We start from the raw sequence: 20,192 nt of genomic DNA on the forward strand, positions 1-20,192 counted from the left end.
TCTGGCACAACGACAAAACCGGGCAACCCGTCAAACGATCCCTGGTCGCCTACGATCACTGACCGCGACGACAGCCCTTGGACTCATTCATCTAGGGGGTGTCTTGTCGGTCAGCCGGCGCCGGACGTCGCCTTCGCCTTACGGAGGTAGTACCACGCCATGTTCGAGGACAGCCCGGCCAGCAGCACCCACACGGCGCCGAGCCAGCCGCTCCCCTGCACGAAGGACACCACGGCCGCCACGACGGACAGCAGGCAGACGACGAAGGCGTAGAGAGCGAGGCGGGGCATGGGGTCGGCTCCTGTCGGGGGCGGGGAGGGCGGGGAGGACGTGGAGGGCGGGAAGGGCGTGCGTACGGCGCCCGTCCAGTGTCCCCCATGCGTCCCCCCACGCCCCGACCGCGTCAGACGTCGGTGACGCGCAGCCCCGCGTGCGCCTTGTAGCGGCGGTTGACCGAGATCAGGTTCGCCACCAGCGACTCCACCTGGTGCGCGTTGCGCAGCCGCCCCGCGAACACCCCCCGCATACCGGGGATACGGGCCGCCAGCGCCTGCACGATGTCGGTGTCGGCCCGCACCTCGCCGAGCACCATCACATCGGTGTCGATCCGCTCGACCGCCGGGTCCTGGAGCAGCACGGCCGACAGGTGGTGGAAGGCGGCGGTCACCCGCGACTCGGGCAGCAGGGCGGCGGCCTGTTCGGCGGCGCTGCCCTCCTCCGGCTTCAGCGCGTACGCGCCCTTCTTGTCGAAGCCGAGCGGGTTGACGCAGTCGACGACGAGCTTGCCCGCGAGTTCGTCCTTGAGCGATTCCAGCGTCTTGGCGTGGCCTTCCCACGGCACCGCGACGATGACGATGTCGCTGCGGCGCGCGCATTCCGCGTTGTCGGCGCCCTCGACGCCCGCGCCGAGTTCGGCCGCCGCCGCTTCGGCGCGCTCGGCGGCGCGGGAGCCGATGATCACTTTCTGCCCGGCCCGCGCCAGCCGGTAGGCGAGCCCGCGCCCCTGGTCGCCGGTGCCGCCGAGAACGCCGACGGTCAGGTCCGAGACATCGGGAAGCTCCCAGGGGTCCTTCGCGGGGGGTTTCTGCGTGCTGCCACTGTCGTCAGGAGAAGTCATGAGCTTGACATTACGTGTCGGTCCGGGAGCCCCCGGCATGACCCTCACGGCCCCCGCGCGCCCCCGCGCGCCCTCGCGCAACCGGAGCGACCCGTTCGGGTGATGCCGTACCGACCCCCGGCGCGGGAGCACGGCGCTGCGGCAGGATCCCGGCCCATGGATGCCGTACGCGTCGCCCTGCTCCGTGAAGTCCTGGCCGGTACGGAGTGGCCGGCGGCGACCCGCCGGTTCGCCGCGTCCCTGCGGTCCTCCGTCGTGTCGCACGGGGGCGGGCTGCTGCTGGTGGGGACGCGGGCGTACGAGCCGTGGCACCTGGCCGCGCATCTTGTGGACGAGGCGGCCTGGTCGGGCCGCCGGGAGCTGGCACCGCTGCTCGTACGGCACCGGGTACGGCCCGGCGACCCGGCGCATCTGGCCGTCGGGCTCGGCAGGCTGGAGGGGGCGGGACGGGGCGAGACGCTGCTGCTGGTGGCCCCCGAGCTGCCGGACGGCGGGCTGTTGGAGCGGGTGCACGGCGCGCGGCGGGCGGGGGCGACGGTGCTGTCGCTGGGGAGCGGGGACCCCGAGGTGGTGGGTCTGGCGCACGACGCGCTCACGGTCGCCCCGCCGGCACCGGAGGCCGCCCAGGGCATCGACCTCGACATGGTGCAGCACCTGGTGAGCGCGGCGGCGGGTGAGAACAGCCTGCCGTCGACGCGCGGCAGACGCCGCTTCCGGGACCGGCTGTCGCGGCTCGCCGACCAGTTGACCTCGCCGCCGCCCGCCCGCTGGTAAAGGATTTGCCGGTCATGACCGGCACGGCGCAGCATGGCCTCTCGTGACCAGAAAGCTCTCCGCGATCCTGCCGGACCTCACCCCGCTGCGCACACTGCGCGAGTTCCGACTCCTCTGGATCCAGGGCCTGGTGACCTATTTCGGCAGCTCCATGGCGATGATCGCGCTGCCGTTGCAGATCAAGGACCTCACGAACTCACCCCTGGCGGTCGGCGCGATGGGCGCCGTCGAGCTGGTCCCGCTGATCGTTTTCGGGCTGTACGGCGGGGCGCTCGCCGACGCCGTCGACCGCCGCAAGCTGATCCTGCTCTCCGAGGCGGGCCTCGGGCTCCTCGCGGTGGTCCTCCTGGTCAACGCGCTGCTGCCGCAGCCCGCCCTCTGGCCGCTGTACGTCGTGGCCGCGGGCGTCTCCGCCCTGGCGGGCATCCAGCGGCCCGCGCTCGACTCCCTGATTGCGCGGATCGTGCCGCACGCCCAACTGACCGCGGCGGCGGCGCTCAACGCGCTGCGCTGGCAGACCGCGGCGGTCGCGGGCCCGGCGGCGGCCGGTGTCGTGGTCGCGTTCTCGGGGTCGGCGACGGCGTACGCGCTGACCGTGACCGGGTTCGTCGCCTCCGTACTGATGTGCCTCCGGCTGCGGCCGGCACCACCTTCCAAGAAGGCGGCGAAGCCGTCGCTGCGCGGGATCGCCGAGGGCGCGCGGTACGCGTGGAGCAAACCGGTGCTGCTGGGCACGTACGTGGTCGACCTGAGCGCGATGTTCTTCGCCTTCCCGCTCGCGATCTTCCCGTTCCTGGCGGAGGACCTGGACGCGGAGTGGGCGCTCGGCCTGATGTACGGGGCGATTCCGCTCGGCTCCGTACTGATCAGCCTGACCAGCGGCTGGGCGTCGAAGGTCCGGCGGCACGGCCTGATGGTGGTGCTCGGCGCGGGCGGCTGGGGTCTGGCGATGACCCTGGCCGGCTGGATGCCGAACATCTGGCTGGTCCTGTCCTGCCTGATGCTGGCGGGCGTCGGCGACATGCTCAGCGGGCTGGGCCGGTCGACGATCTGGAACCAGACGATCCCCGAGGAGCTGCGGGGCAGGCTGGCGGGCCTGGAGGTGCTGTCGTACAGCGTGGGCCCGCAGCTCGGCCAGGTCCGGGCGGGCACGGTGGCCGGCTGGACGGGCACCCGCCCGGCGGTGTGGAGCGGCGGGGTGGCGTGCGTGGTGGCGGTGGGGCTGCTGGCGGCGGTGCTGCCGAAGCTGATGACGTACGACTCCGAGACGGACGAGGACGCGTTGCGGCGGAAGGCGCAGCAGGAGGCGGAGCTGGCGGCGGAGGCCGGGACGGGGGCCGGGACCGGTGCTGCCGGGGCCCCGGCGCCCGGGGCGGTGGCCTGACGCCTGCGGGTACGGGTCGAGGTGGGGGGTGTGTCTCCCCGTACCCGCCCCTTCCCGAAACCGGGGGCAGGCCCCCGGCGTGCACCGGGCAACACGTGGGAACCGGCCTCAGGGCCGGGGTCCGTCCTCAAACGCCGGACGGGCTGAGGTGCCGCACCGGCCGGAGAGGTCAATTCGCGGGTGGGTCCGCGGGCTTGTCGTGCCAGCGGGGGTCCGTCTCCCATTCCGCGTTCCGCTCGGCCGCCGTCTCCATCGCGCGCTCCGCCTCCTGGCGGGAGGCATACGGCCCGAAGCGGTCCTTGGCCGGACAGTCCGGGCCCTCCTCGACCCGCTTGTGCTGGAGGCAGTAGTACCACTCCCCCGGCTTACCCACCGTGCGCTTCTTGAACAGGGCCATCGTGGGCTCCTTCCTCTGATCACCATGCTGCCCCACCGGCGGCTTTTGAACGCTGGTTAGACTCGCTGGTATGTCTGGCCAGTCACTGCTCGTGCCCGGGGAACTCTCCCCCGTCCGTTCCGTTCCCGGAAGAATCCGGCGCCCCGAGTACGTCGGGAAGCCCCTGCCGACCCCGTACACCGGGCCGGAGGTGCAGACCGACGAGACCGTCGAGCTGATGCGGATCGCCGGGCGGATCGCCGCCCAGGCGATGGAGGAGGCCGCGAAACACATCGCGCCGGGCGTCACGACCGACGAACTCGACCGGGTCGCACACGAGTTCATGGTCGACCACGGGGCGTATCCGTCCACCCTGGGCTATCGCGAGTTCCCGAAGTCGCTCTGCACCTCGATCAACGAGGTCATCTGCCACGGAATCCCGGACTCCACCGTGCTGCGCGACGGCGACATCGTGAACCTCGACGTCACGGCCTACATCAACGGCGTGCACGGCGACAACAACGCCACCTACTTCTGCGGTGACGTCGACGAGGAGTCGACGCTGCTGGTCGAACGGACCCGAGAGTCCCTGAACCGGGCCATCAAGGCCGTCAAGCCCGGCCGGCAGGTCAATGTCATCGGCCGTGTCATCGAGTCGTACGCCAAGCGCTTCGGTTACGGCGTGGTCCGCGACTTCACCGGGCACGGCATCAACTCGTCGTTCCACTCCGGGCTGATCATCCCGCACTACGACAGCCCGCACGCGACGACCGTCATGCGGCCCGGCATGACCTTCACCATCGAGCCGATGCTCACGCTCGGCACCCACGAGCACGACATGTGGGACGACGGCTGGACCGTGGTGACGAAGGATCGCAGGCGGACCGCCCAGTTCGAGCACACGCTCGTGGTGACGGACACCGGTGCGGAGATCCTGACCCTGCCCTGACCCGACCCTTCCCTGACCTGGCCCACTGCGGGTGTCCCGCGCGCGATCATGGGGTATCACTTTTACCGACAGGACGTCGGGAACCAGTTGACTTAGGTAAGCCTAAGTAGGAGGATCGGCGAAGGCAGGCGCCCGTGCTGCCCCGCCGGATCTCGGTCTGGTTATCCGTCCCCCTCGGTCCCCGGAGGCCCGCCTTGGACGCAACCGCCACAGCCACCCCCTTCTCCACGCTGATCCGCGTCGCCTCGCAGGACAAGCACGCGGAGGTGAACGGCTCGCCCTTCATGAGCGACCTGCTGGGCGCCCGGCTCGGGGTGGAGGCGTTCACTCGCTACACGGAACAGCTCTGGTTCGTGTATCGGGCACTGGAAGGCTCCACGGCGGCACTCGAACGGGATCCGGTCGCCGGCCCCTTCATCCGGCCCGAGCTGATGCGCATCGAGGCCCTGGAGCGCGACCTGACGCATCTGCGCGGTGCCGACTGGCGCGATGGCCTGGAGCCGCTGCCCGCCACCGCCGCGTACGCCGCCAGGATCACCGAGTGCGCCCGCACCTGGCCCGGTGGCTATGTGGCCCATCACTACAGCCGCTATCTCGGGGATCTCTCCGGCGGCCAGGTCGTCCGCGACAAGGCCGAGAAGACCTGGGGCTTCGCGCGCAAGGGCGACGGCGTCCGCTTCTACGTCTTCGAGGAGATCGCCAATCCGGCGGCTTTCAAGCGTGGTTACCGCGAACTGCTGGACGCGGTGCCGGTGGACGACCTGGAGAAGCAGCGCGTCATCGAGGAGTGCAGGCGGGCGTTCGACTTCAACGGGGCCGTGTTCCACGAGCTGGAGGGCGAGTTCCCGCTCAGCGCGTAAGACGGACGCGTCCGCCGATCTCGATCGAGCCGTCAGGGCCGGGGGCAGTGAGGATCTGTGACCCCCGGCCCTGCGTGATGTTCAGCGCACGGCCCAGCTCGGCCGTGAGCAGCAGGGCCGCCGCGCCCGTCGCCTCGTCCTCCACGATGCCGTCGTCACGGCGCGGGAAGGCCCGCGCCCTGACCCGCCCGGCCGACTCGTCCTGCCACGCCCACGCGTAGAGCCAGCCGTCGCCCGGTGGCGGGGCGGGGAGCGCGTCGACCTCGGCGGCCGTCCCGTAGCGGCGCAGGGTGCGCGGCGGGGCCCACTCGGGGCGCGCCGTGATCCAGGTGAACTCGCCGTCCTGGCGCACCCACACCTCGCCCACCGGCGGGTTGACCATCTCCAGGTCGAGCAGCCACGCGGCCCCGACGAGCGGGTGTCCGGCGAACGGCAGCCGCAGGCCCGGAGTGTAGATGTCCACGAAGCCGCGTTCGGGGTCGTCCACGAACACGGTCTCGCTGAAGCCGAGTTGGGCGGCGAGCGCCTGCCGGGACGCCTCGTCGGGGTAGTCGCGGCCCTCTCGTACGACTCCGAGCGCGTTGCCGTGCCGCCCGTCGCCCCCGCAGAAGACGCGCAGTACTTCGATGCCGCCTTCTCTCACGGCGCCTTCTCTGACAGCGCCTTCTCCGGCGCCGCTGCCGATGTCAGTCACGCAGGCATTGAAACATCACCCACGCGGCGTGCCCGACAGGGCGGGGCCGTACCACGGTCTCCCGGCGGTACGGCCCCGCTCGTGGTTCCGAGGCGGACCGGTAGGGTTCGAACGGTCAGTGGGGGTCACGGAGCAGAAGGCGACCGATGAGAAGGCCGATTCGGGCAGCGGCGGGGCTGGCGACTGCGACGGTGATGTCGCTGCTCGCCAGTGGGTGTATGACGGTCCACGGTGAACTGGCGGTGCTGCCGGGCGCGAAGAAGTCCGAGGCGGCCCAGGCCCTGGCGGATTTCACCGAGGCGTACAACAAGGCGGACAAGGCGTACGACCCGGAGCTGGACGCCGGACGGGTCACCGGAGCGCTGGGCGCGATCAACCAGGCCGGGCTCAAGGCCAGAAGCATCACGAGCCCGGACGGCAACGACCGGCACCAGCCGCTGGAGTTGACCGACGCGAAGTACCTCATCCCCAAGAAGGCGGGCTGGCCGCGCTGGTTCGTGGCCGACACCGACAGCAACCGCGACAAGGACGACGGCCCCGGCGACAACCGCTGGGTCCTGGTCTTCGTACGGGGTGGCGCGGACCAGTTGTGGGAGGTGGCCTATCTCGCGATCCTCACACCGGACGAGATCCCCGAGTTCAAGACCGACAAGGACGGCTACGCCGAACCGGCGCCCGTCGACAGCGAGTCACCGGCGGTGGCTCCCGGAAAGCTGGGCACCGAGTACATCTCGTATCTGAAGGACGGCGAGCCGGCGCACTTCGCGGCGGGACCGCACACCGACCAGTGGCGGAACATCCGCGAGAAGAACGCCAAGCTGCCCGGTCTCACCATCCAGTACAGCGATCAGCCCCTGGAATCCGGGGACTTCGCGCCTCTCGCGCTCACCACGAAGGACGGTGGCGCGCTCGTCTTCTTCGCGATCAAGTACTTCGAGCGGCAGACCGCCGCCCCCGGCTACACGCCGAGGGTGACCGCCGACGAGAAGGCGCTGATGAGTGGTGAGGTGGACAACACCCTCACCAAGGAGTGGGTGTCGAGCCAGGCGGCGCTGGTGAAGCCGGGCGGCGCCGACGCGGATCAGGTGAACGTGGTGAGCAGGCTGCAAGGGGTGGTCGGGGCCGAAGGCTCCTGACACCCCTCGCAGGGGCACGTACCCGGTCAGCGGCCGAGCGGCCAGGCCACCGGGTGCGGGTCCAGTTCCTGGTTCTCGCCCGCGTACCTCGCGCACGCGTCGGTCAGCGTCTCCAGCAGCGTCAGCGGGTCGGGCAGCGGATGCTCGGGGCCGCGCAGCCAGGTCATCGACAGCTCGCCGGGCAGCCTGGCGGGCGGTACGAGGACGTAACTGCCCCGGCAGTGCCAGCGGAAGCCCGGATGCTCGTCCATCGTCTCGGGGTGGCAGTCCAGTTCACAGGGCCACCACTCGTCCTCGTCCTCGGGCGTGCCTCGGGTGGCGGTGAAGAAGAGCATCCGCTCGTCGCCGGAGTCGGCGACCGGTCCGACGTCGATGCCCGCGCCGAGCAGCCGCTCCAGCGCCTGGCCGCCCGCCTCCAGCGGGACGTCGAGGACGTCGTGGACCAGGCCGGTCGCGGTGATGAAGTTGGCTTCGGGCTGGTTCGTGGCCCAGCGAACGATCTGCGCCTCGTCGGTGGTGGACTGCGTCTGCCAGGCGAAGGAGACGGGGTGCCTGGCGGGGGTGGGACAGCCGATGCGTTCGCACGAACACCGGTAGCCCACGGGATGGGCGGCGGGCGAGATGGGCATACCGGCGGCAGCCACGGCGAGGAGCAGTGCCAGTCGGGCGTCGGCGTCCGGAGCGGGTGCCCGACCGTCGTCGGACTTTCTGGCGAGTCGGCGCAGCCACTGGGAAACCCTGCCCTCAGTGCCGCGGTAGCGGCCGAAATCGTCGCCCATCTATCCCCTCACCTCATGCACCGGCCCTCGCGGACTCTTCCATGTTCGCACCATCCTGCGCTCCGGGGGGCCGCACTCCTCAACCGGGGTAGGGAGGCGAATGCCGATCACCGGGCGCCATCACGGGCTATATGGGGAAATGAGCCGCCGATGCGGGCGATGGGCGCCGGTGGTGTTGGCCACATTCACCGACCGGAAATCGGCGGCAGGACGTACCGGTTCTGTTCCGGATCCCGGTACGGCACTCAGTGCCGCGCCCCGGCCGCCGGACCCGGCGGCCGGGGCGCCAGTCCGTTCAGCGCGTAGTCGACCAGCGAGTCCGCGTACGCGTGCGTGAGCGGCAGCGTCCGCAGCAGCCAGCGGTGCACGATCGGGCCGGTCAGCAGCTCCATCGCGGTACGGGGGTCGATGTCGTCCCGTACGGCTCCTGCCCGCTGCGCGGCCCGCAGCCTCCGTACGTAGAGCGCGGCCTGCGGCTCCAGCAGCTTCTCCGCGTACTGGGCGCCGATCGCAGCGTCCACGATGCCCTCGGCGGCAAGGGCGCGGGTCGGCGCCTCGAACGTCGGGTCGTTCAGCTCGTCGACCGTGGCGCGCAGCACCAGCTTCAGGTCGGCCGCGAGATCTCCGGTGTCCGGGATCTCGTACGAGCTGTCTCCGCCGGCCGCCTCGGCGGCCTGTTCGCCGAGGTCGAGGAAGGCTTCGAGGAGTACGGCGGCCTTGGACGGCCACCAGCGGTAGATCGTCTGCTTGCCGACGCCCGCGCGGGCCGCGATGCCCTCGATCGTCGTCTTCGCATAGCCGACTTCCCCGACCAGCGACAGGGCGGCGGCGTAGATCGCGCGGCGTGACTTCTCGCTGCGGCGGGTGGAGTCCGGTGTCTTGCTTTCAGCCATTTCTCCACCCTACCAGCGGGACGAGACGCAGCGTCTCGCCGGAGCCGATCACTCGCCGCTGTCCGACCGGTGCCGCTGCGTGAACCACCCGATCGGATCACTGCGCGAACACCCCCTCACGACGGACCATGGGCTCAACGCACACACCCAGTGCGACCCATCGTTCGTGAGGAGCCCTCGTTGCCTCGTGACGCCTCGACGCGCCGCTATCTGATGTGCCCACCGGCGCATTTCAAAGTGACGTACTCGATCAACCCGTGGATGGATCCGTCGAAACCGGTGGACATTCCGCTGGCTCTCGCGCAGTGGGAGGTGCTCCGCGACCGCTACCGCGCTCTCGGGCACACCGTCTCCCTGCTCGAACCGCAACCCGACCTGCCCGACATGGTGTTCGCGGCCAACGGCGCCACCGTCATCGACGGCCGCGTCCTCGGCGCGCGGTTCGCGCACCCGGAGCGCACGCGGGAGGCCGAGGCGCATCTGGCCTGGTTCCGCGCCCGCGGCTTCACCGACATCCATGAGCCGGCGCACATCAACGAGGGCGAGGGCGACTTCGCCGTCACCGCCTCGTACATCCTGGCCGGGCGGGGCTTCCGGTCCAGCCCGCTCTCGCACGCCGAGGCACAGGAGTTCTTCGGCCACCCGGTGATCGGACTCGATCTGGTCGACCCGCGCTACTACCACCTGGACACGGCGCTCTGTGTCCTGGACGACGCGGCCGACGACGTCATGTACTACCCCGGCGCGTTCTCGCCCGGCAGCAGGGCGGTGCTCGCCCGGCTCTTCCCGGACGCGCTCATCGCCGAGGAGCCGGACGCGGCGGCCCTCGGGCTCAACGCCGTGAGCGACGGCCGCCATGTGCTGCTGCCGCAGGCGGCGGCCGGACTCTTCGCCCCGCTCAGGGACCGGGGTTACGAGCCGATCGGCATGGATCTGGGCGAGCTGCTCAAGGGCGGCGGCAGCGTGAAGTGCTGCACGCAGGAGCTGCGGCAGGAGCAAGAGCTGGGCGTACGGCGGGAGTTGCTGCTCTCAGCCTGATTCCGGCGTCTGATCCGGCGCGTCGTCACCGGACGTGTCGTGGGGCGGCCAGGCGTCGCCCCACGACGCGTCGCGCGCGGCCCGGTACAGCGGCCCGTGCCGCTTGCTCACCGTCTCGCGCCGCAGCCCGTCCGTCTCCGTACAGAGGTCGAGCAGCATCTGCCCCTTGCGGGTCTGCGGCTTCCGGGTCACCCGCGCCCGTACCGGCTCCGCGTCGAAGCGCACGGCCGCCACATAGCTGAACTTCTCGTCCTCGTACGCCAGCGAGCCGCCCTTCACCTGCCGGTGCAGCGACGACCGGCTGACGCGGGCGGCGAAGTGGCACCAGTCCGTGCCGGGTTCGATGGGGCACGCCTCGCTGTGCGGGCAGGGCGCGGCCACCCGCAGGCCCGCCCCGATCAGCAGGTCACGGGCGTCGATGACGCGCTGATAACCGTCGGGCGTCCCCGGCTCCACGATCACCACGGCCTGTCCGGCGCGCGCCGCCTCGGCGACGAGGGCGCCGCGATCGGCGGGGTCGAGTTCGTTCAGGACGTACGACACGGTGACGAGGTCGCACTCGGGGAGCTTCAGGCCCGTACCGATCCTGCTCCGGCGCCACTCTGTGTCACCGAGCGCGGGCAGCGCCGACGCGGCGGCCAGCTCGCGGCCGAGGGCGAGGGCGGGCTCGGCCCAGTCCAGCACGGTGGTGGTACGCCGGGCGGTGCTGTCCCCGTCGTCCGTCCACGTCGCCTCGGCCGCCCAGACCGCCGCCCCCGTACCCCCGCCGACGTCCACGTGGCTGCCCGGCGCCCACCCCGGCGCGGCCTCGGCGAGCGCGTCGAGCGCGGACCGGACGGCCTCGAAGGTGGCGGGCATCCGGTACGCGGCGTAGGCGGCGACGTCGGAGCGGTCACGCAGCAGCGGCGTACCGGTCGGGGTGGCTCCCCGGTAGTTGGCGATCAGCCGTTCGACGGCCTGGGCGGCCTGGCTCGGCGGCAGTCCGTCGAGCAGTCCGGCGAGGGAGGCGCGCAGGATTTCGGCGGTGGGGAGGGAGGCGTTCACCGCCAGAAGTGTAGGCGCCCCAGGAGTGGCCGGAATCCGCCCGTCTGGCACAAGGCGGGCACCTGACGGGCACGGAATCGGGACTGAACGGACTGCGGCGGGTACTCGCCCAGTTGCTACGCTGACGGCCGTTGCCGCTCCATAGCCACGCCGTGCTCGCGGGGGGACCCCAGTTGTCGTTTTACCGTGCTCGCGGTCTGACACCGATGTCCTTGATGACCAAGCGGCAGAAGATCGTGCGCGTCACACTCATCGCCGGTGTGTTCATCCTGGTGATGCTGCTCGTACTCGCCAGCTGCGGCGGGAGCAAGAAGGACGACGCCAAGCCCCGGAAGCCGGCGGTCGGCACCGGCCCGGACACCCGGCTGAACGTGCCCGACGGCTACGACACCCGGCGCGGCTGGGAGATCGAGGACGTGTCGCCGCAGTACGCGGTCGCCTCCGCCACGGGTCTCGTCGCGTATCTGGCCCGGATCGACGAGAGCCGGTACCAACTGCGCACCCAGAACGCCGAGACGGGGAAGTCCGGCTGGTGGGGCGAGGCGTGGCGGCCCCTGGCGCCGGTGGACCGGTACCCTCGGCTGCTCTCGGTGACCAAGGGCGACAAGCAGTACTTCGTGACCTGGTCGTACGGGCGGCTCGGCGAGTACGCGCTGGCGTCGGCCGACTCCCTCGTCTCCCTCGACATCTACGACGCGGCCACCGGCGAACAGCGGCGGGTCGAGGTGCCCTGGACGGACGCGCCGACCGTCACCGGCGCCGGCCCCGGCATCCTGATCAGCGACGGCAAGACCGTCAGCGCGGTCGTCGACCCGATGACCGGCGATGTGTCCCGGACGGCACCCGGCTCGCTCGGCTATCCGAAGGGCTGCCCGAACTGCAAGAAGCTGACCGAGGTGCGCGGGGTGACCGCGAACGGTCTGCTGGTGAGCGGGGCGAAGGAGTTCTGGGTACGGGGCGGCTGGTTCAGCCGGAAAGTCGCACCGAAGGGCACCGAACCCACGTCCGGTGTACCGGCGTCCATGTCGGCGGGCCATGTGCTCGCCAAGTGGCAGAAGAAGAAGGGCGCCAAGGACGCCGCCACGCACGACCTGTGGGTGGTGCACTCGCTGGAGACCGGCAAGGCCGTGGCGCAGGTGCGGTGCCGTAAGCCCGACATCAACCCCGGCGCCGAGCCGCAGCTCGTCTCCTCCCCCGACGGGCGCTATCTCATCGCGGGCAGGCTCGCCTTCGACCTGGACGAGAAGACGGCGTTCTGCTTCGAGGAGACGGACGGCACCAAGCCGCTGACGCTGACATCGGTGTCGGACACGGGTGTGGCGTACGGGGCGACGAGCGCCCGTAACGTGACCGACGCCCTGGCCGGCGGCGGCAGCCCCGTACAGGTGGATCTCACCACCGGCGAGCCCGACCCGCTGCCGCTCAACGTGCGGCTGCCGAGCGGGGACACGAACGGGATGGGGCTGTTCCGCTGGACGGACGGCAAGGACCGGCAGCACCTCATCGCGTATCTGCTGCGCGAGGAGGACTGACCGCTCGGGGGCGACTGCGCCGGTCGGCGCAGGTCGCGCCCCGTGACCGCTCAGGTGCCGGCCGGCCGCGCCGCCCGGTGCTGCGGCTGCCAGGGGCGGCACAGCGCCAGGAAGCAGACCAGTGACCCGGCGCCGCACACCAGTTGCACGACAGCCATCGGCACCGCCGTCGCCTCGCCCGCGATCCCGACGAGCGGGGACGCGATCGCGCCGATCAGGAACGACGCCGTACCGATAAGGGCCGACGCCGACCCGGCGGCGTGCGGGGTCCGCATCAGGGCCTGCGTGTTGGTGTTGGGCATCGCGAGGCCCATCGCCGACATCAGGACGAACAGCCCGGCCGCGACCGGGAAGAGGCCGGGCTCGCCGAACACCCCGCTGGTCAGCAGCAGCAGCGCCAGCCCGGCGAGCGTGATGACGACCAGGCCCAAGGCCAGCACCTTGTCCATGCTGACCCGGCCGACCAGCAGCCGGCCGTTGATCTGGCTGACGGCGATCAGGCCGATGGAGTTGATGCCGAAGAGCAGGCTGTACATCTGCGGCGAGGCGCCGTAGATCTCCTGCACCACGAACGGGGAGGCCGCGACGTACGCGAACAGGGCCGCGAACGCGAGCCCGCCCGCCAGCATGTAGCCGGTGAAGACGCGGTCGGCGAGCAGCCCGCGCATCGTGCCGAGCGCTTCGCCGACGCCGCCGCTGTGCCGCTTCTCCCTCGGCAGCGTCTCGTGCAGCCACTTCACGACGACGAGGGTCAGCGCGATGCCGACGGCTGTCAGGACGACGAAGATGCCGCGCCAGTCGGTGACTTGGAGCACCTGCCCGCCGATGACGGGGGCGACGACCGGCGCGACGCCGGATATCAGCATCAGGGTGGAGAAGAAGCGGGCCATCTCGACGCCGTCGTAGAGATCACGCACCACGGCGCGGGCGATCACGATGCCCGCGGCCCCGGCCAGTCCCTGGAGAAGGCGGAAGCCGATGAGCAGTTCGACGGTAGGCGCCAGGGCGCAGATCGCGGTGGCGAAGACGTACACGACCATGCCGAGCAGCAGGGGTTTGCGGCGTCCCCACTTGTCGCTCATCGGCCCGACGACCAGCTGGCCGAGGGCCATACCGGTCAGACAGGCGGTGAGGGTGAGCTGCGCGGTCGCGGCCGAGGAGCCGAGGGTGCGGGTGACGGCGGGCAGCGCCGGGAGGTACATGTCCATCGACAGTGGTGGCAGTGCGGTGAGCCCGCCGAGGACGAGTGTGACGACGATGCCGGCGCGGCGCGCGGCGGGGATACCGACGCCGGTGTCGGTCTTCGTCATGGTGGAAGGGGCGGGTATATGCCCTTTGCGTGTGTCTGTGGTTTGGCCGCCGTCCGGCATTCGCATCTCCATGTAGTTGTAACCCTCCTTATGCTCTCAGCTCGGACCGACTGGTCGTGACCTTTTTTGTGTAGGGGGCATGTATGACGGCGGAACACGACGGGAACCACACGACACGGTGGGGTGTACTGGCCACCGGAGGGATCGCGGCGACGTTCACCGCGGATCTACGGCGCATGGATGGCGCCGAGGTCGTCGCCGTGGCCTCGCGGAGCGAGGCGTCGGCGAAGGCGTTCGCCGACCGGTTCGACATCCCACGGGCGTACGGCGACTGGGCCGGACTCGTCGCCGATCCGGAGGTGGATGTGGTGTATGTCGCGACGCCGCACTCCGCGCACCGGGCCGCGTCGGGGCTCGCCCTCGAAGCGGGAAAGGCGGTGCTGTGCGAGAAGGCGTTCACGCTCAACACGCGCGAGGCACGGGAGTTGGTGGCGCTCGCGCGGGAGCGGGGTCTCTTCCTGATGGAGGCCATGTGGATGTACTGCAGCCCGGTCATCCGGCGGATGACGGAGCTGATCGCGGACGGGGCGATCGGCGAAGTCCGCACGGTGCAGGCCGACTTCGGGATTCCGGGGCCGTTCGGTCCCGAGCACCGGCTGCGCGATCCGGCGCTCGGTGGCGGCGCGCTGCTCGATCTCGGCGTCTACCCGGTGTCGTTCGCGCAGCTGATCCTGGGCGAGCCCGACCGCGTACAGGCCGACGCGCTGCTGTCGCCCGAGGGGGTGGATCTCAACACCGGGATACTGCTGGGCTGGGAGTCCGGGGCGACGGCGCTGCTCAGCTGCTCGGTGACCGCCAGGATGGCGTCGACGGCGACGGTGACCGGTACGGCGGGCCGGATCGAGCTGCCCGGCCACTTCTTCGCGCCGAACTCCTTTGTGCTGCACCGGGCCGGGCGGGATCCCGAACAGCACACCGTGGAGAGCCCGTTGACGGGCCTCCAGCACGAGGCCGCCGAGGTGATGCGGTGCCTGCGGGCCGGGGAGACCGAGTCGCCGCTGGTGCCGCTGGAGGGCAGTCTGGCGGTGATGCGGACGCTCGACGCGGTACGTGAGCGCGTCGGCGTCCGCTACCCGGTGGACGACTACCCGGTGGACAGCTAAACGGGCTTGAGGCCCGGGTCACCCACCTCGGTCACGAAGGACCCGGCCGTCGAGAGGGGCGCGCCGGGTGTCGTGACGGCGGACACCGTCTTGAAGTCGGCGCGCGCCTGCTGGCTGCCGAGCGTGACGGTCACATAGCCGCGCCGCCCGTTGTAGAACTTCATGTGCGGGTTGGCGGTGGTGAGGTTGTCCCAGTTGGCCGGCTTGTCCGCGCCGTCCTTGCCGCTCGTGATGGAGGTGGCGACGATCTCGGTGCCGACGGTGCGGGAGCCGGGGTCGTTGAAGTCGGCCTTGAGGTCGAAGCCGTAGCCGACGTGCACGTCGCCGGTCAGCACCATCAGGTTGGCGAGTCCGGCCGCCTCGGCGCCGTCCAGGATCCGCTTGCGGGAGGCCGGGTAGCCGTCCCAGGCGTCCATCGACAGCTTGAAGTCGGGCCGGGGCACGTCGCGGCGCTGCGCGAAGGTGACCTGCTGCGGCAGCAGGTTCCAGATGGCGCGGGACTGCTTCCAGCCGTTCAGCAGCCACCGCTCCTGCGTCTCGCCGGTCATGGTGCGCGCCGGGTCCTCGGACTCCGGTCCCGGCACCCGCCAGCCGTCCCCGTACGCCTGGTTGGAGCGGTACTGGCGGGTGTCGAGGATGTCGAACTGCGCCAGCTGTCCGAAGTGCAGCCGGCGGTAGAGCTGCATGTCCGGGCCTTCGGGCTGCTGCGGGGTGCGCAGCGGCTGGTTCTCCCAGTACGCGCGGTAGGCGGCGGCGCGGCGCAGCAGGAACTCCTCCGGCGGGACGTCGTTCTCGGGCGTCTCGTCCGCGTAGTTGTTCTCGGTCTCGTGGTCGTCCCAGGTGACGACGAAGGGGTGCGCGGCGTGCGCGGCCATCAGGTCCGGGTCGGACTTGTAGAGGCCGTAGCGCAGCCGGTAGTCCTCCAGCGTGATCGTCTCGCGGTTGTAGTGGGCGGGCAGCCGCCGGTCGGTGTAGTTGCGCGCGCCGCCGACCGCCGTCACGGCGTACTCGTACAGGTAGTCGCCGAGATGGACGACGACGTCGAGGTCTTCGGCGGCCAGGTGCTTGTACGCGGTGAAGTAGCCGTCGTGGTACGCCTGGCAGGAGACGGCGGCGAGCTTGAGTTCCGCGATGTTCGCGGAGAGCGCCGGGGCGGTACGGGTGCGGCCGACCGGGCTGATCCAGGAGCCGACCCGGAAGCGGTAGAAGTAGAAGCGGTCCGCGTCCAGGCCGGGGACCTCGACGTGGACGCTGTGGTCGAACTCGGGGTGGGCGGTGGCCGTTCCGCGTCTGGTGACCCGGGTGAACCGCTCGTCGTGGGCGACCTCCCAGCGTACGGAGACCCTGGTCCGGGGCAGTCCGCTGTCGCTCTCGTACGGGCTCGGGGCGAGACGGGTCCAGAGCAGTACGGAGGTGGGCTGCGGGTCGCCCGAGCCGACGCCGAGGGTGAAGGGGTCGCTCTTGATCTTCGCGGCGTCCAGCTCGGCGGCGCTCGCGGTGCCCGCCGTGGGCAGGTTGACGGCGAAGGCGAGCGCGGCGGCGGCGCCCGTGACGGTGAGGAACCTGCGGCGGCCGAGGCGGGCCGCGGCGGCCCTCAACTCGGGCGAGTGCGTGGCGGCGGTCCGGTCTGCGGGCGTCCCGGTACGTGCGGATGTCATGTGATGTGTCCCTCCCCTGACGGCTGTTGTCAGGGGAAGTGCAGCCGTACACGACATACGACCGTTGTCGGGTACATAACATCGCGATGTCCGCCTGATGAGTTCCCCGTGCGGTGCGCCTGGTTGGAGCGGTACCGGCGGGCCCGGTGACGGCTCGCCGCGTCCCGTACTCCTGTACTCCCGTGTCCCGGTGCTCCCGTACGCTGCGGGGCCATGGATGCTGTGCGGAAGATCGCTGTGGTGACGGGGGCGGGTTCGGGCATCGGCCGGGGAGTGTCGCTCGCCCTGGCCGGGGCGGGCTGGTCGGTGGTGCTCGCGGGACGCAAGGCGGAGCGGCTGGAGGAGACGGCGGCGCTGGCGGCGGACTCGGGGGAGGAGACGGTGTGCGTCCCGACGGACGTGGCACGTCCCGAGGACGTGGACGCGCTCTTCGAGACCGTGCGGGAGCGGTACGGCCGGATCGACTTCCTCTTCAACAACGCGGGCACGTTCGGCCCCGGCGGCGTGCCTCTGGAGGAACTGCCCTACTCGGCCTGGCGCAAGGTCGTCGACACCAACCTGACGGGCTCGTTCCTGTGCGCGCAGGCGGCGTACCGGCTGATGAAGGACCAGGACCCGCAGGGCGGCCGGATCATCAACAACGGCTCGATCTCCGCGCACGCGCCACGCCCGGACTCGGTGGCGTACACGGCGACGAAGCACGCCCTCACCGGACTGACCAAGTCGCTGTCCCTGGACGGCCGTCCGTACCGTATCGCCTGCGGCCAGATCGACATCGGCAACGCGGCGACGGACATGACGCAGCGCATGGTGCGGGGCGTGCCGCAGGCGAACCGCGAACTGGCGGTGGAGCCGGTGATGGACGCGGCGGACGTGGCGACGACGGTGCTGCACATGGCGGAGCTGCCACTGGAGGCGAACATCCAGTTCGCGACGGTGCTGGCGACGACGATGCCGTTCATCGGGCGGGGCTGAACGGGAATGTCTCCCCACGCGCTGTGGTTGGCACGCGCATGAGTGCATCCGAACCCACACTGACCGGTGAAGTCCTGCGCTACACGGCCTTCTCGACCGATCCCGCCGGCGGCAACCCGGCCGGCGTCGTGCTCGACGCGTCCGGGCTCACGGATGACGCGATGCTCGCGATCGCCGCCGACCTCGGCTACAGCGAGTCCGCGTTCCTCACGGCGGCGCCCGACGGTGTGGGTGAGCCGGGGCGGGCCTTCACCGTCAGGTACTTCAGCCCGAAGGCCGAGGTCCCGTTCTGCGGTCACGCGACCGTCGCCACGGCGATCGCGCTGGCCGAGCGGATCGGCGCGGGCGATCTGGTCTTCGAGACCCGCGCCGGGACCGTCCCCGTGACGGTCGCCGCCCCGGCGGACGGCGGTCCGCCGCGGGCGACGCTCACGAGCGTCGAACCGCACGTCGAGGACGTCGCCGCCGCCGACCTCACGGAGGCGCTGGCCGCGCTCGGCTGGCCGGCCGGCGATCTCGACCCGGCGCTGCCGCCGCGTATCGCCTACGGCGGCGCCCGCCACCTCGTCGTCGGCGCGGGGACGCGCGCCCGGCTGGCGGACCTGAACTACGACTTCGCCCGCCTTGAAGCGCTGATGCACCGGCTGGACCTGACCACGCTCCAACTGGTCTGGCGCGAGTCGGCGGACGTCTTCCACGTACGCGACCCGTTCCCGGTGGGCGGCGTGGTCGAGGACCCGGCGACGGGGGCCGCGGCGGCGGCGTTCGGGGCATACGCGCGTGAACTCGCCCTGGTCCCCGAGACATCGGTGCTCACCCTCCACCAGGGCGTGGACATGGGCCGTCCGGGCGTCCTGACGGTGGAACTGCGGCCGGGCGACGCACGCGTACGGGTGTCGGGCGCGGGCGCGTCGATCCCGGCGGAGCCGGTCCGGGCCGTGCGGTAGCCCCGTACGCCGGGGGCGCCTCCTACCGCCCGGCCTCCGCAGTGGCCGCACCCGGTGCCAGCAGGTCGGCGATCTCCTGGAGTTGCGCCGGGCTCAGCGGGCCGAACTCCCGCGCGCCGGCGTTCTCCTCGACCTGCGCGACCGACCGGAAACCCGGAATCGGCACCGTCAGTTCGCTGCGCGCCCACAGCCACGCGAGCGCACCCTGCGCGAGGGTGCGGCCGTCGCTCGTGAGCACGGAGCGGACGGCGTCGACCCGTGCCACCCACTCGGGCAGCGCCCCGCCGCCCGCGCCGAACCACCGCAGCCATGACGGCGGGACCGCCCTGATGTCGCCCTTCGCGCCCCGGCTGCCCGACCCGGTCTTGTCGGTGAGCAGCCCCATCGCGAGCGGACCGCGGTTGACGCTGAGGAGCCCGTGCCGCGCGCACAGGTCGAGCATCTCGGGGGTGTCCTCGAGCACGTTGCACTGGTGCTGCACGGCCGCGCAGTGCCGCCCTTCGGCGAAGACCGCCGCGCGCTCCGGGTCGTCGGTGCTCCAGGCGTAACTGCGGATCAGCCCCTCAGCCACCAACTCCTCGCACAGATCACGGAGTTCGGCGCCTTCCGTGAGCGACGCGTCGCCGACGTGGAACTGGTACAGGTCGATGTGGTCCGTACCGAGCCGCCGCAGGGACGCCGTCAGCGCCTGCCGCGCGTAGGCGGGGGTGGTGACCGGGCCGGTGGACGTGCGTGTCGCCTCGTCGAAGGAGCTGCCCCACTTGGTGGCGATGACCACCTCGTCCCGTCGCCCGGCGATCGCCCGGCCGAGGACGCGCTCACTGTGCCCGGCGCCGTACGCGTCCGCCGTGTCGAAGAAGCTCACACCCAGTTCGAGCGCCCGCCTGATCGCGGCGACGGACTCGTCGTCGTCCACCGCGCCCCAGCCGAGCGGATCGCCGTCCCGGTTCCACCACTCGCCTCCGATGGCCCAGCAGCCGAAGCCGAGCGGACCGATCTCCGGCCCGCCGCGTCCCAACGTCCTTTTCTTCATGGACGGAACGGTAGATGCTGGAGTGCACTCGAAGACAAGGGGGCGGACGACGCCGGCGGCTTCGGCTACTTCGGCTCGCGCTGCTACCCGCCCGGCCCAGCCCGCCCGCCTATGCTCACGGCATGGAGCAGAGCGAGGTCCTCAAGCGCGTGATCGCCATCCTGACGCAGGCCGGTGACTGGCAGCGCCGACTTGAGGAGGACACCGGCCAGGAACAGGACATGGACGCCGAGATGGGCGTCGTGACCGAACTGCTCAACGAGACGATGCCGCGCGTCGAGGTACCCGCCGACGCAACCCCCGAGGAACTCAGCAATCTGCTCGGCCGCGAGGTCGGCGGCGCTGTGGAGCAGCTCGTGGGGGCCTTCACGCTCGCCTTCGTCACCCTGGCCCGCGTGCACGACGCCGGCGGCCCGGACGTCTCGTCGGCGGACATCCTCCAGGACCTGGCACTGCGCGCCGAGGAACTGTGACCGGCCGGCCTCCGGGCCCTCACCAACTCGGCTTCTCCCGCCCCGACTTGCGTGACA

At 71.2% G+C, this 20,192-nt stretch carries 21 protein-coding genes; 11 read left to right on the forward strand and 10 right to left on the reverse strand.

The features are described 5' to 3' along the window. Positions 1-110 precede the first annotated feature (110 nt). Positions 111-290, reverse strand: a complete 180-nt coding sequence (locus tag ACIBLA_RS35895; protein WP_363243490.1) for a hypothetical protein — start codon at positions 288-290, stop codon at positions 111-113. A gap of 113 nt (positions 291-403) precedes the next feature. After that, positions 404-1,117, reverse strand: coding sequence for an NADPH-dependent F420 reductase (npdG, locus tag ACIBLA_RS35900; protein WP_363243489.1), 714 nt, complete (start codon positions 1,115-1,117; stop codon positions 404-406). 156 nt (positions 1,118-1,273) lie between these two features. Between npdG and ACIBLA_RS35905 the strand changes: the two genes are divergently transcribed. Continuing rightward, positions 1,274-1,891: a hypothetical protein gene (locus ACIBLA_RS35905; RefSeq protein WP_399200992.1), complete on the forward strand. Its 618-nt coding sequence runs from the start codon at positions 1,274-1,276 to the stop codon at positions 1,889-1,891. A gap of 43 nt (positions 1,892-1,934) precedes the next feature. After that, the gene (locus tag ACIBLA_RS35910) at positions 1,935-3,275 is read left to right on the forward strand and encodes an MFS transporter (protein ID WP_399200993.1); all 1,341 of its coding nucleotides are present in this window, start codon (positions 1,935-1,937) and stop codon (positions 3,273-3,275) included. A 169-nt stretch (positions 3,276-3,444) separates the two neighbouring features. Here ACIBLA_RS35910 and ACIBLA_RS35915 read toward each other — a convergent pair whose 3' ends face one another. Continuing rightward, the gene (locus ACIBLA_RS35915) at positions 3,445-3,672 is read right to left on the reverse strand and encodes a hypothetical protein (RefSeq protein WP_399200994.1); all 228 of its coding nucleotides are present in this window, start codon (positions 3,670-3,672) and stop codon (positions 3,445-3,447) included. 70 nt (positions 3,673-3,742) lie between these two features. On the opposite strand from ACIBLA_RS35915, the gene map reads away from it, so the two are divergent. Further along, a complete protein-coding gene (gene map, locus ACIBLA_RS35920; protein WP_399200995.1) occupies positions 3,743-4,600 on the forward strand; it encodes a type I methionyl aminopeptidase in 858 nt (285 codons plus the stop codon). Positions 4,601-4,794: 194 nt separating this feature from the next. Next, the gene (locus tag ACIBLA_RS35925) at positions 4,795-5,460 is read left to right on the forward strand and encodes a biliverdin-producing heme oxygenase (RefSeq protein ID WP_363243484.1); all 666 of its coding nucleotides are present in this window, start codon (positions 4,795-4,797) and stop codon (positions 5,458-5,460) included. Here ACIBLA_RS35925 and ACIBLA_RS35930 read toward each other — a convergent pair. Next, on the reverse strand, positions 5,450-6,145 hold the full coding sequence (locus ACIBLA_RS35930) for a PhzF family phenazine biosynthesis protein (RefSeq protein ID WP_399201006.1): 696 nt from the start codon (positions 6,143-6,145) through the stop codon (positions 5,450-5,452). The genes ACIBLA_RS35925 and ACIBLA_RS35930 overlap by 11 nt on opposite strands. Positions 6,146-6,300: 155 nt before the next feature. Between ACIBLA_RS35930 and ACIBLA_RS35935 the strand changes: the two genes are divergently transcribed. Then, a complete protein-coding gene (locus tag ACIBLA_RS35935) occupies positions 6,301-7,290 on the forward strand; it encodes a hypothetical protein (RefSeq protein ID WP_363243483.1) in 990 nt (329 codons plus the stop codon). A 26-nt stretch (positions 7,291-7,316) separates the two neighbouring features. Here the strand turns inward: ACIBLA_RS35935 and ACIBLA_RS35940 are convergent, their stop codons facing one another. Both ACIBLA_RS35940 and ACIBLA_RS35945 read right to left on the reverse strand, forming a co-directional pair. Next, positions 7,317-8,069 (reverse strand): bifunctional DNA primase/polymerase, encoded by a 753-nt coding sequence (locus tag ACIBLA_RS35940; protein ID WP_363243482.1) that lies wholly within the window; start codon positions 8,067-8,069, stop codon positions 7,317-7,319. Between the two features lie 245 nt (positions 8,070-8,314). Next, positions 8,315-8,962: a TetR/AcrR family transcriptional regulator gene (locus tag ACIBLA_RS35945; RefSeq protein ID WP_399200996.1), complete on the reverse strand. Its 648-nt coding sequence runs from the start codon at positions 8,960-8,962 to the stop codon at positions 8,315-8,317. A gap of 180 nt (positions 8,963-9,142) precedes the next feature. Between ACIBLA_RS35945 and ddaH the strand changes: the two genes are divergently transcribed. Next, positions 9,143-10,000 (forward strand): dimethylargininase, encoded by an 858-nt coding sequence (ddaH, locus tag ACIBLA_RS35950; protein ID WP_363243480.1) that lies wholly within the window; start codon positions 9,143-9,145, stop codon positions 9,998-10,000. Here the strand turns inward: ddaH and ACIBLA_RS35955 are convergent. Then, positions 9,992-11,044 (reverse strand): small ribosomal subunit Rsm22 family protein, encoded by a 1,053-nt coding sequence (locus ACIBLA_RS35955; RefSeq protein ID WP_363243479.1) that lies wholly within the window; start codon positions 11,042-11,044, stop codon positions 9,992-9,994. The two genes, ddaH and ACIBLA_RS35955, sit on opposite strands and share 9 nt — an antisense overlap. Before the next feature lie 215 nt (positions 11,045-11,259). Between ACIBLA_RS35955 and ACIBLA_RS35960 the strand changes: the two genes are divergently transcribed. Continuing rightward, positions 11,260-12,576 carry a hypothetical protein gene (locus tag ACIBLA_RS35960; protein ID WP_399200997.1) on the forward strand — a complete coding sequence of 439 codons (1,317 nt, stop codon included), beginning with the start codon at positions 11,260-11,262 and terminating at the stop codon, positions 12,574-12,576. Positions 12,577-12,626: 50 nt separating this feature from the next. Here the strand turns inward: ACIBLA_RS35960 and ACIBLA_RS35965 are convergent, their stop codons facing one another. Beyond that, on the reverse strand, positions 12,627-13,886 hold the full coding sequence (locus ACIBLA_RS35965; protein WP_399200998.1) for a multidrug effflux MFS transporter: 1,260 nt from the start codon (positions 13,884-13,886) through the stop codon (positions 12,627-12,629). A 143-nt stretch (positions 13,887-14,029) separates the two neighbouring features. On the opposite strand from ACIBLA_RS35965, the gene ACIBLA_RS35970 reads away from it, so the two are divergent. Next, a complete protein-coding gene (locus ACIBLA_RS35970; RefSeq protein WP_399200999.1) occupies positions 14,030-15,049 on the forward strand; it encodes a Gfo/Idh/MocA family protein in 1,020 nt (339 codons plus the stop codon). Here ACIBLA_RS35970 and ACIBLA_RS35975 read toward each other — a convergent pair. Continuing rightward, positions 15,046-16,707 carry an alkaline phosphatase D family protein gene (locus ACIBLA_RS35975; RefSeq protein WP_399201000.1) on the reverse strand — a complete coding sequence of 554 codons (1,662 nt, stop codon included), beginning with the start codon at positions 16,705-16,707 and terminating at the stop codon, positions 15,046-15,048. The genes ACIBLA_RS35970 and ACIBLA_RS35975 overlap by 4 nt on opposite strands. A 213-nt stretch (positions 16,708-16,920) precedes the next feature. Between ACIBLA_RS35975 and ACIBLA_RS35980 the strand changes: the two genes are divergently transcribed. Together ACIBLA_RS35980 and ACIBLA_RS35985 are read left to right on the forward strand one after the other, a co-directional pair. Then, entirely contained in the window at positions 16,921-17,682 is a 762-nt protein-coding gene (locus ACIBLA_RS35980) for an SDR family oxidoreductase (RefSeq protein ID WP_363246661.1), read from the forward strand. A 38-nt stretch (positions 17,683-17,720) separates the two neighbouring features. Next, positions 17,721-18,629 (forward strand): PhzF family phenazine biosynthesis protein, encoded by a 909-nt coding sequence (locus ACIBLA_RS35985; RefSeq protein WP_399201001.1) that lies wholly within the window; start codon positions 17,721-17,723, stop codon positions 18,627-18,629. 22 nt (positions 18,630-18,651) lie between these two features. Here ACIBLA_RS35985 and ACIBLA_RS35990 read toward each other — a convergent pair whose 3' ends face one another. Next, a complete protein-coding gene (locus tag ACIBLA_RS35990; RefSeq protein WP_399201002.1) occupies positions 18,652-19,662 on the reverse strand; it encodes an aldo/keto reductase in 1,011 nt (336 codons plus the stop codon). 122 nt (positions 19,663-19,784) lie between these two features. Here ACIBLA_RS35990 and ACIBLA_RS35995 point away from each other — a divergent pair, with 122 nt between their 5' ends. Further along, a complete protein-coding gene (locus ACIBLA_RS35995) occupies positions 19,785-20,135 on the forward strand; it encodes a hypothetical protein (RefSeq protein WP_363246665.1) in 351 nt (116 codons plus the stop codon). The last annotated feature ends 57 nt before the right edge of the window (positions 20,136-20,192 follow it).

The sequence above is a fragment of the Streptomyces sp. NPDC050433 genome, from assembly GCF_044458565.1.
Taxonomy (GTDB): domain Bacteria; phylum Actinomycetota; class Actinomycetes; order Streptomycetales; family Streptomycetaceae; genus Streptomyces.

Bases quoted from the DNA above. Each gene is read 5' to 3' on its own strand.
- ACIBLA_RS35895 (WP_363243490.1), bottom strand. From the start codon at position 290: ATGCCCCGCCTCGCTCTCTACGCCTTCGTCGTCTGCCTGCTGTCCGTC.
- npdG (WP_363243489.1), bottom strand. From the start codon at position 1,117: ATGACTTCTCCTGACGACAGTGGCAGCACGCAGAAACCCCCCGCGAAG.
- ACIBLA_RS35905 (WP_399200992.1), top strand. From the start codon at position 1,274: ATGGATGCCGTACGCGTCGCCCTGCTCCGTGAAGTCCTGGCCGGTACG.
- ACIBLA_RS35915 (WP_399200994.1), bottom strand. From the start codon at position 3,672: ATGGCCCTGTTCAAGAAGCGCACGGTGGGTAAGCCGGGGGAGTGGTAC.
- map (WP_399200995.1), top strand. From the start codon at position 3,743: ATGTCTGGCCAGTCACTGCTCGTGCCCGGGGAACTCTCCCCCGTCCGT.
- ACIBLA_RS35935 (WP_363243483.1), top strand. From the start codon at position 6,301: ATGAGAAGGCCGATTCGGGCAGCGGCGGGGCTGGCGACTGCGACGGTG.
- ACIBLA_RS35940 (WP_363243482.1), bottom strand. From the start codon at position 8,069: ATGGGCGACGATTTCGGCCGCTACCGCGGCACTGAGGGCAGGGTTTCC.
- ACIBLA_RS35945 (WP_399200996.1), bottom strand. From the start codon at position 8,962: ATGGCTGAAAGCAAGACACCGGACTCCACCCGCCGCAGCGAGAAGTCA.
- ACIBLA_RS35960 (WP_399200997.1), top strand. From the start codon at position 11,260: ATGACCAAGCGGCAGAAGATCGTGCGCGTCACACTCATCGCCGGTGTG.
- ACIBLA_RS35965 (WP_399200998.1), bottom strand. From the start codon at position 13,886: ATGACGAAGACCGACACCGGCGTCGGTATCCCCGCCGCGCGCCGCGCC.
- ACIBLA_RS35970 (WP_399200999.1), top strand. From the start codon at position 14,030: ATGACGGCGGAACACGACGGGAACCACACGACACGGTGGGGTGTACTG.
- ACIBLA_RS35975 (WP_399201000.1), bottom strand. From the start codon at position 16,707: ATGACATCCGCACGTACCGGGACGCCCGCAGACCGGACCGCCGCCACG.
- ACIBLA_RS35980 (WP_363246661.1), top strand. From the start codon at position 16,921: ATGGATGCTGTGCGGAAGATCGCTGTGGTGACGGGGGCGGGTTCGGGC.
- ACIBLA_RS35985 (WP_399201001.1), top strand. From the start codon at position 17,721: ATGAGTGCATCCGAACCCACACTGACCGGTGAAGTCCTGCGCTACACG.
- ACIBLA_RS35990 (WP_399201002.1), bottom strand. From the start codon at position 19,662: ATGAAGAAAAGGACGTTGGGACGCGGCGGGCCGGAGATCGGTCCGCTC.
- ACIBLA_RS35995 (WP_363246665.1), top strand. From the start codon at position 19,785: ATGGAGCAGAGCGAGGTCCTCAAGCGCGTGATCGCCATCCTGACGCAG.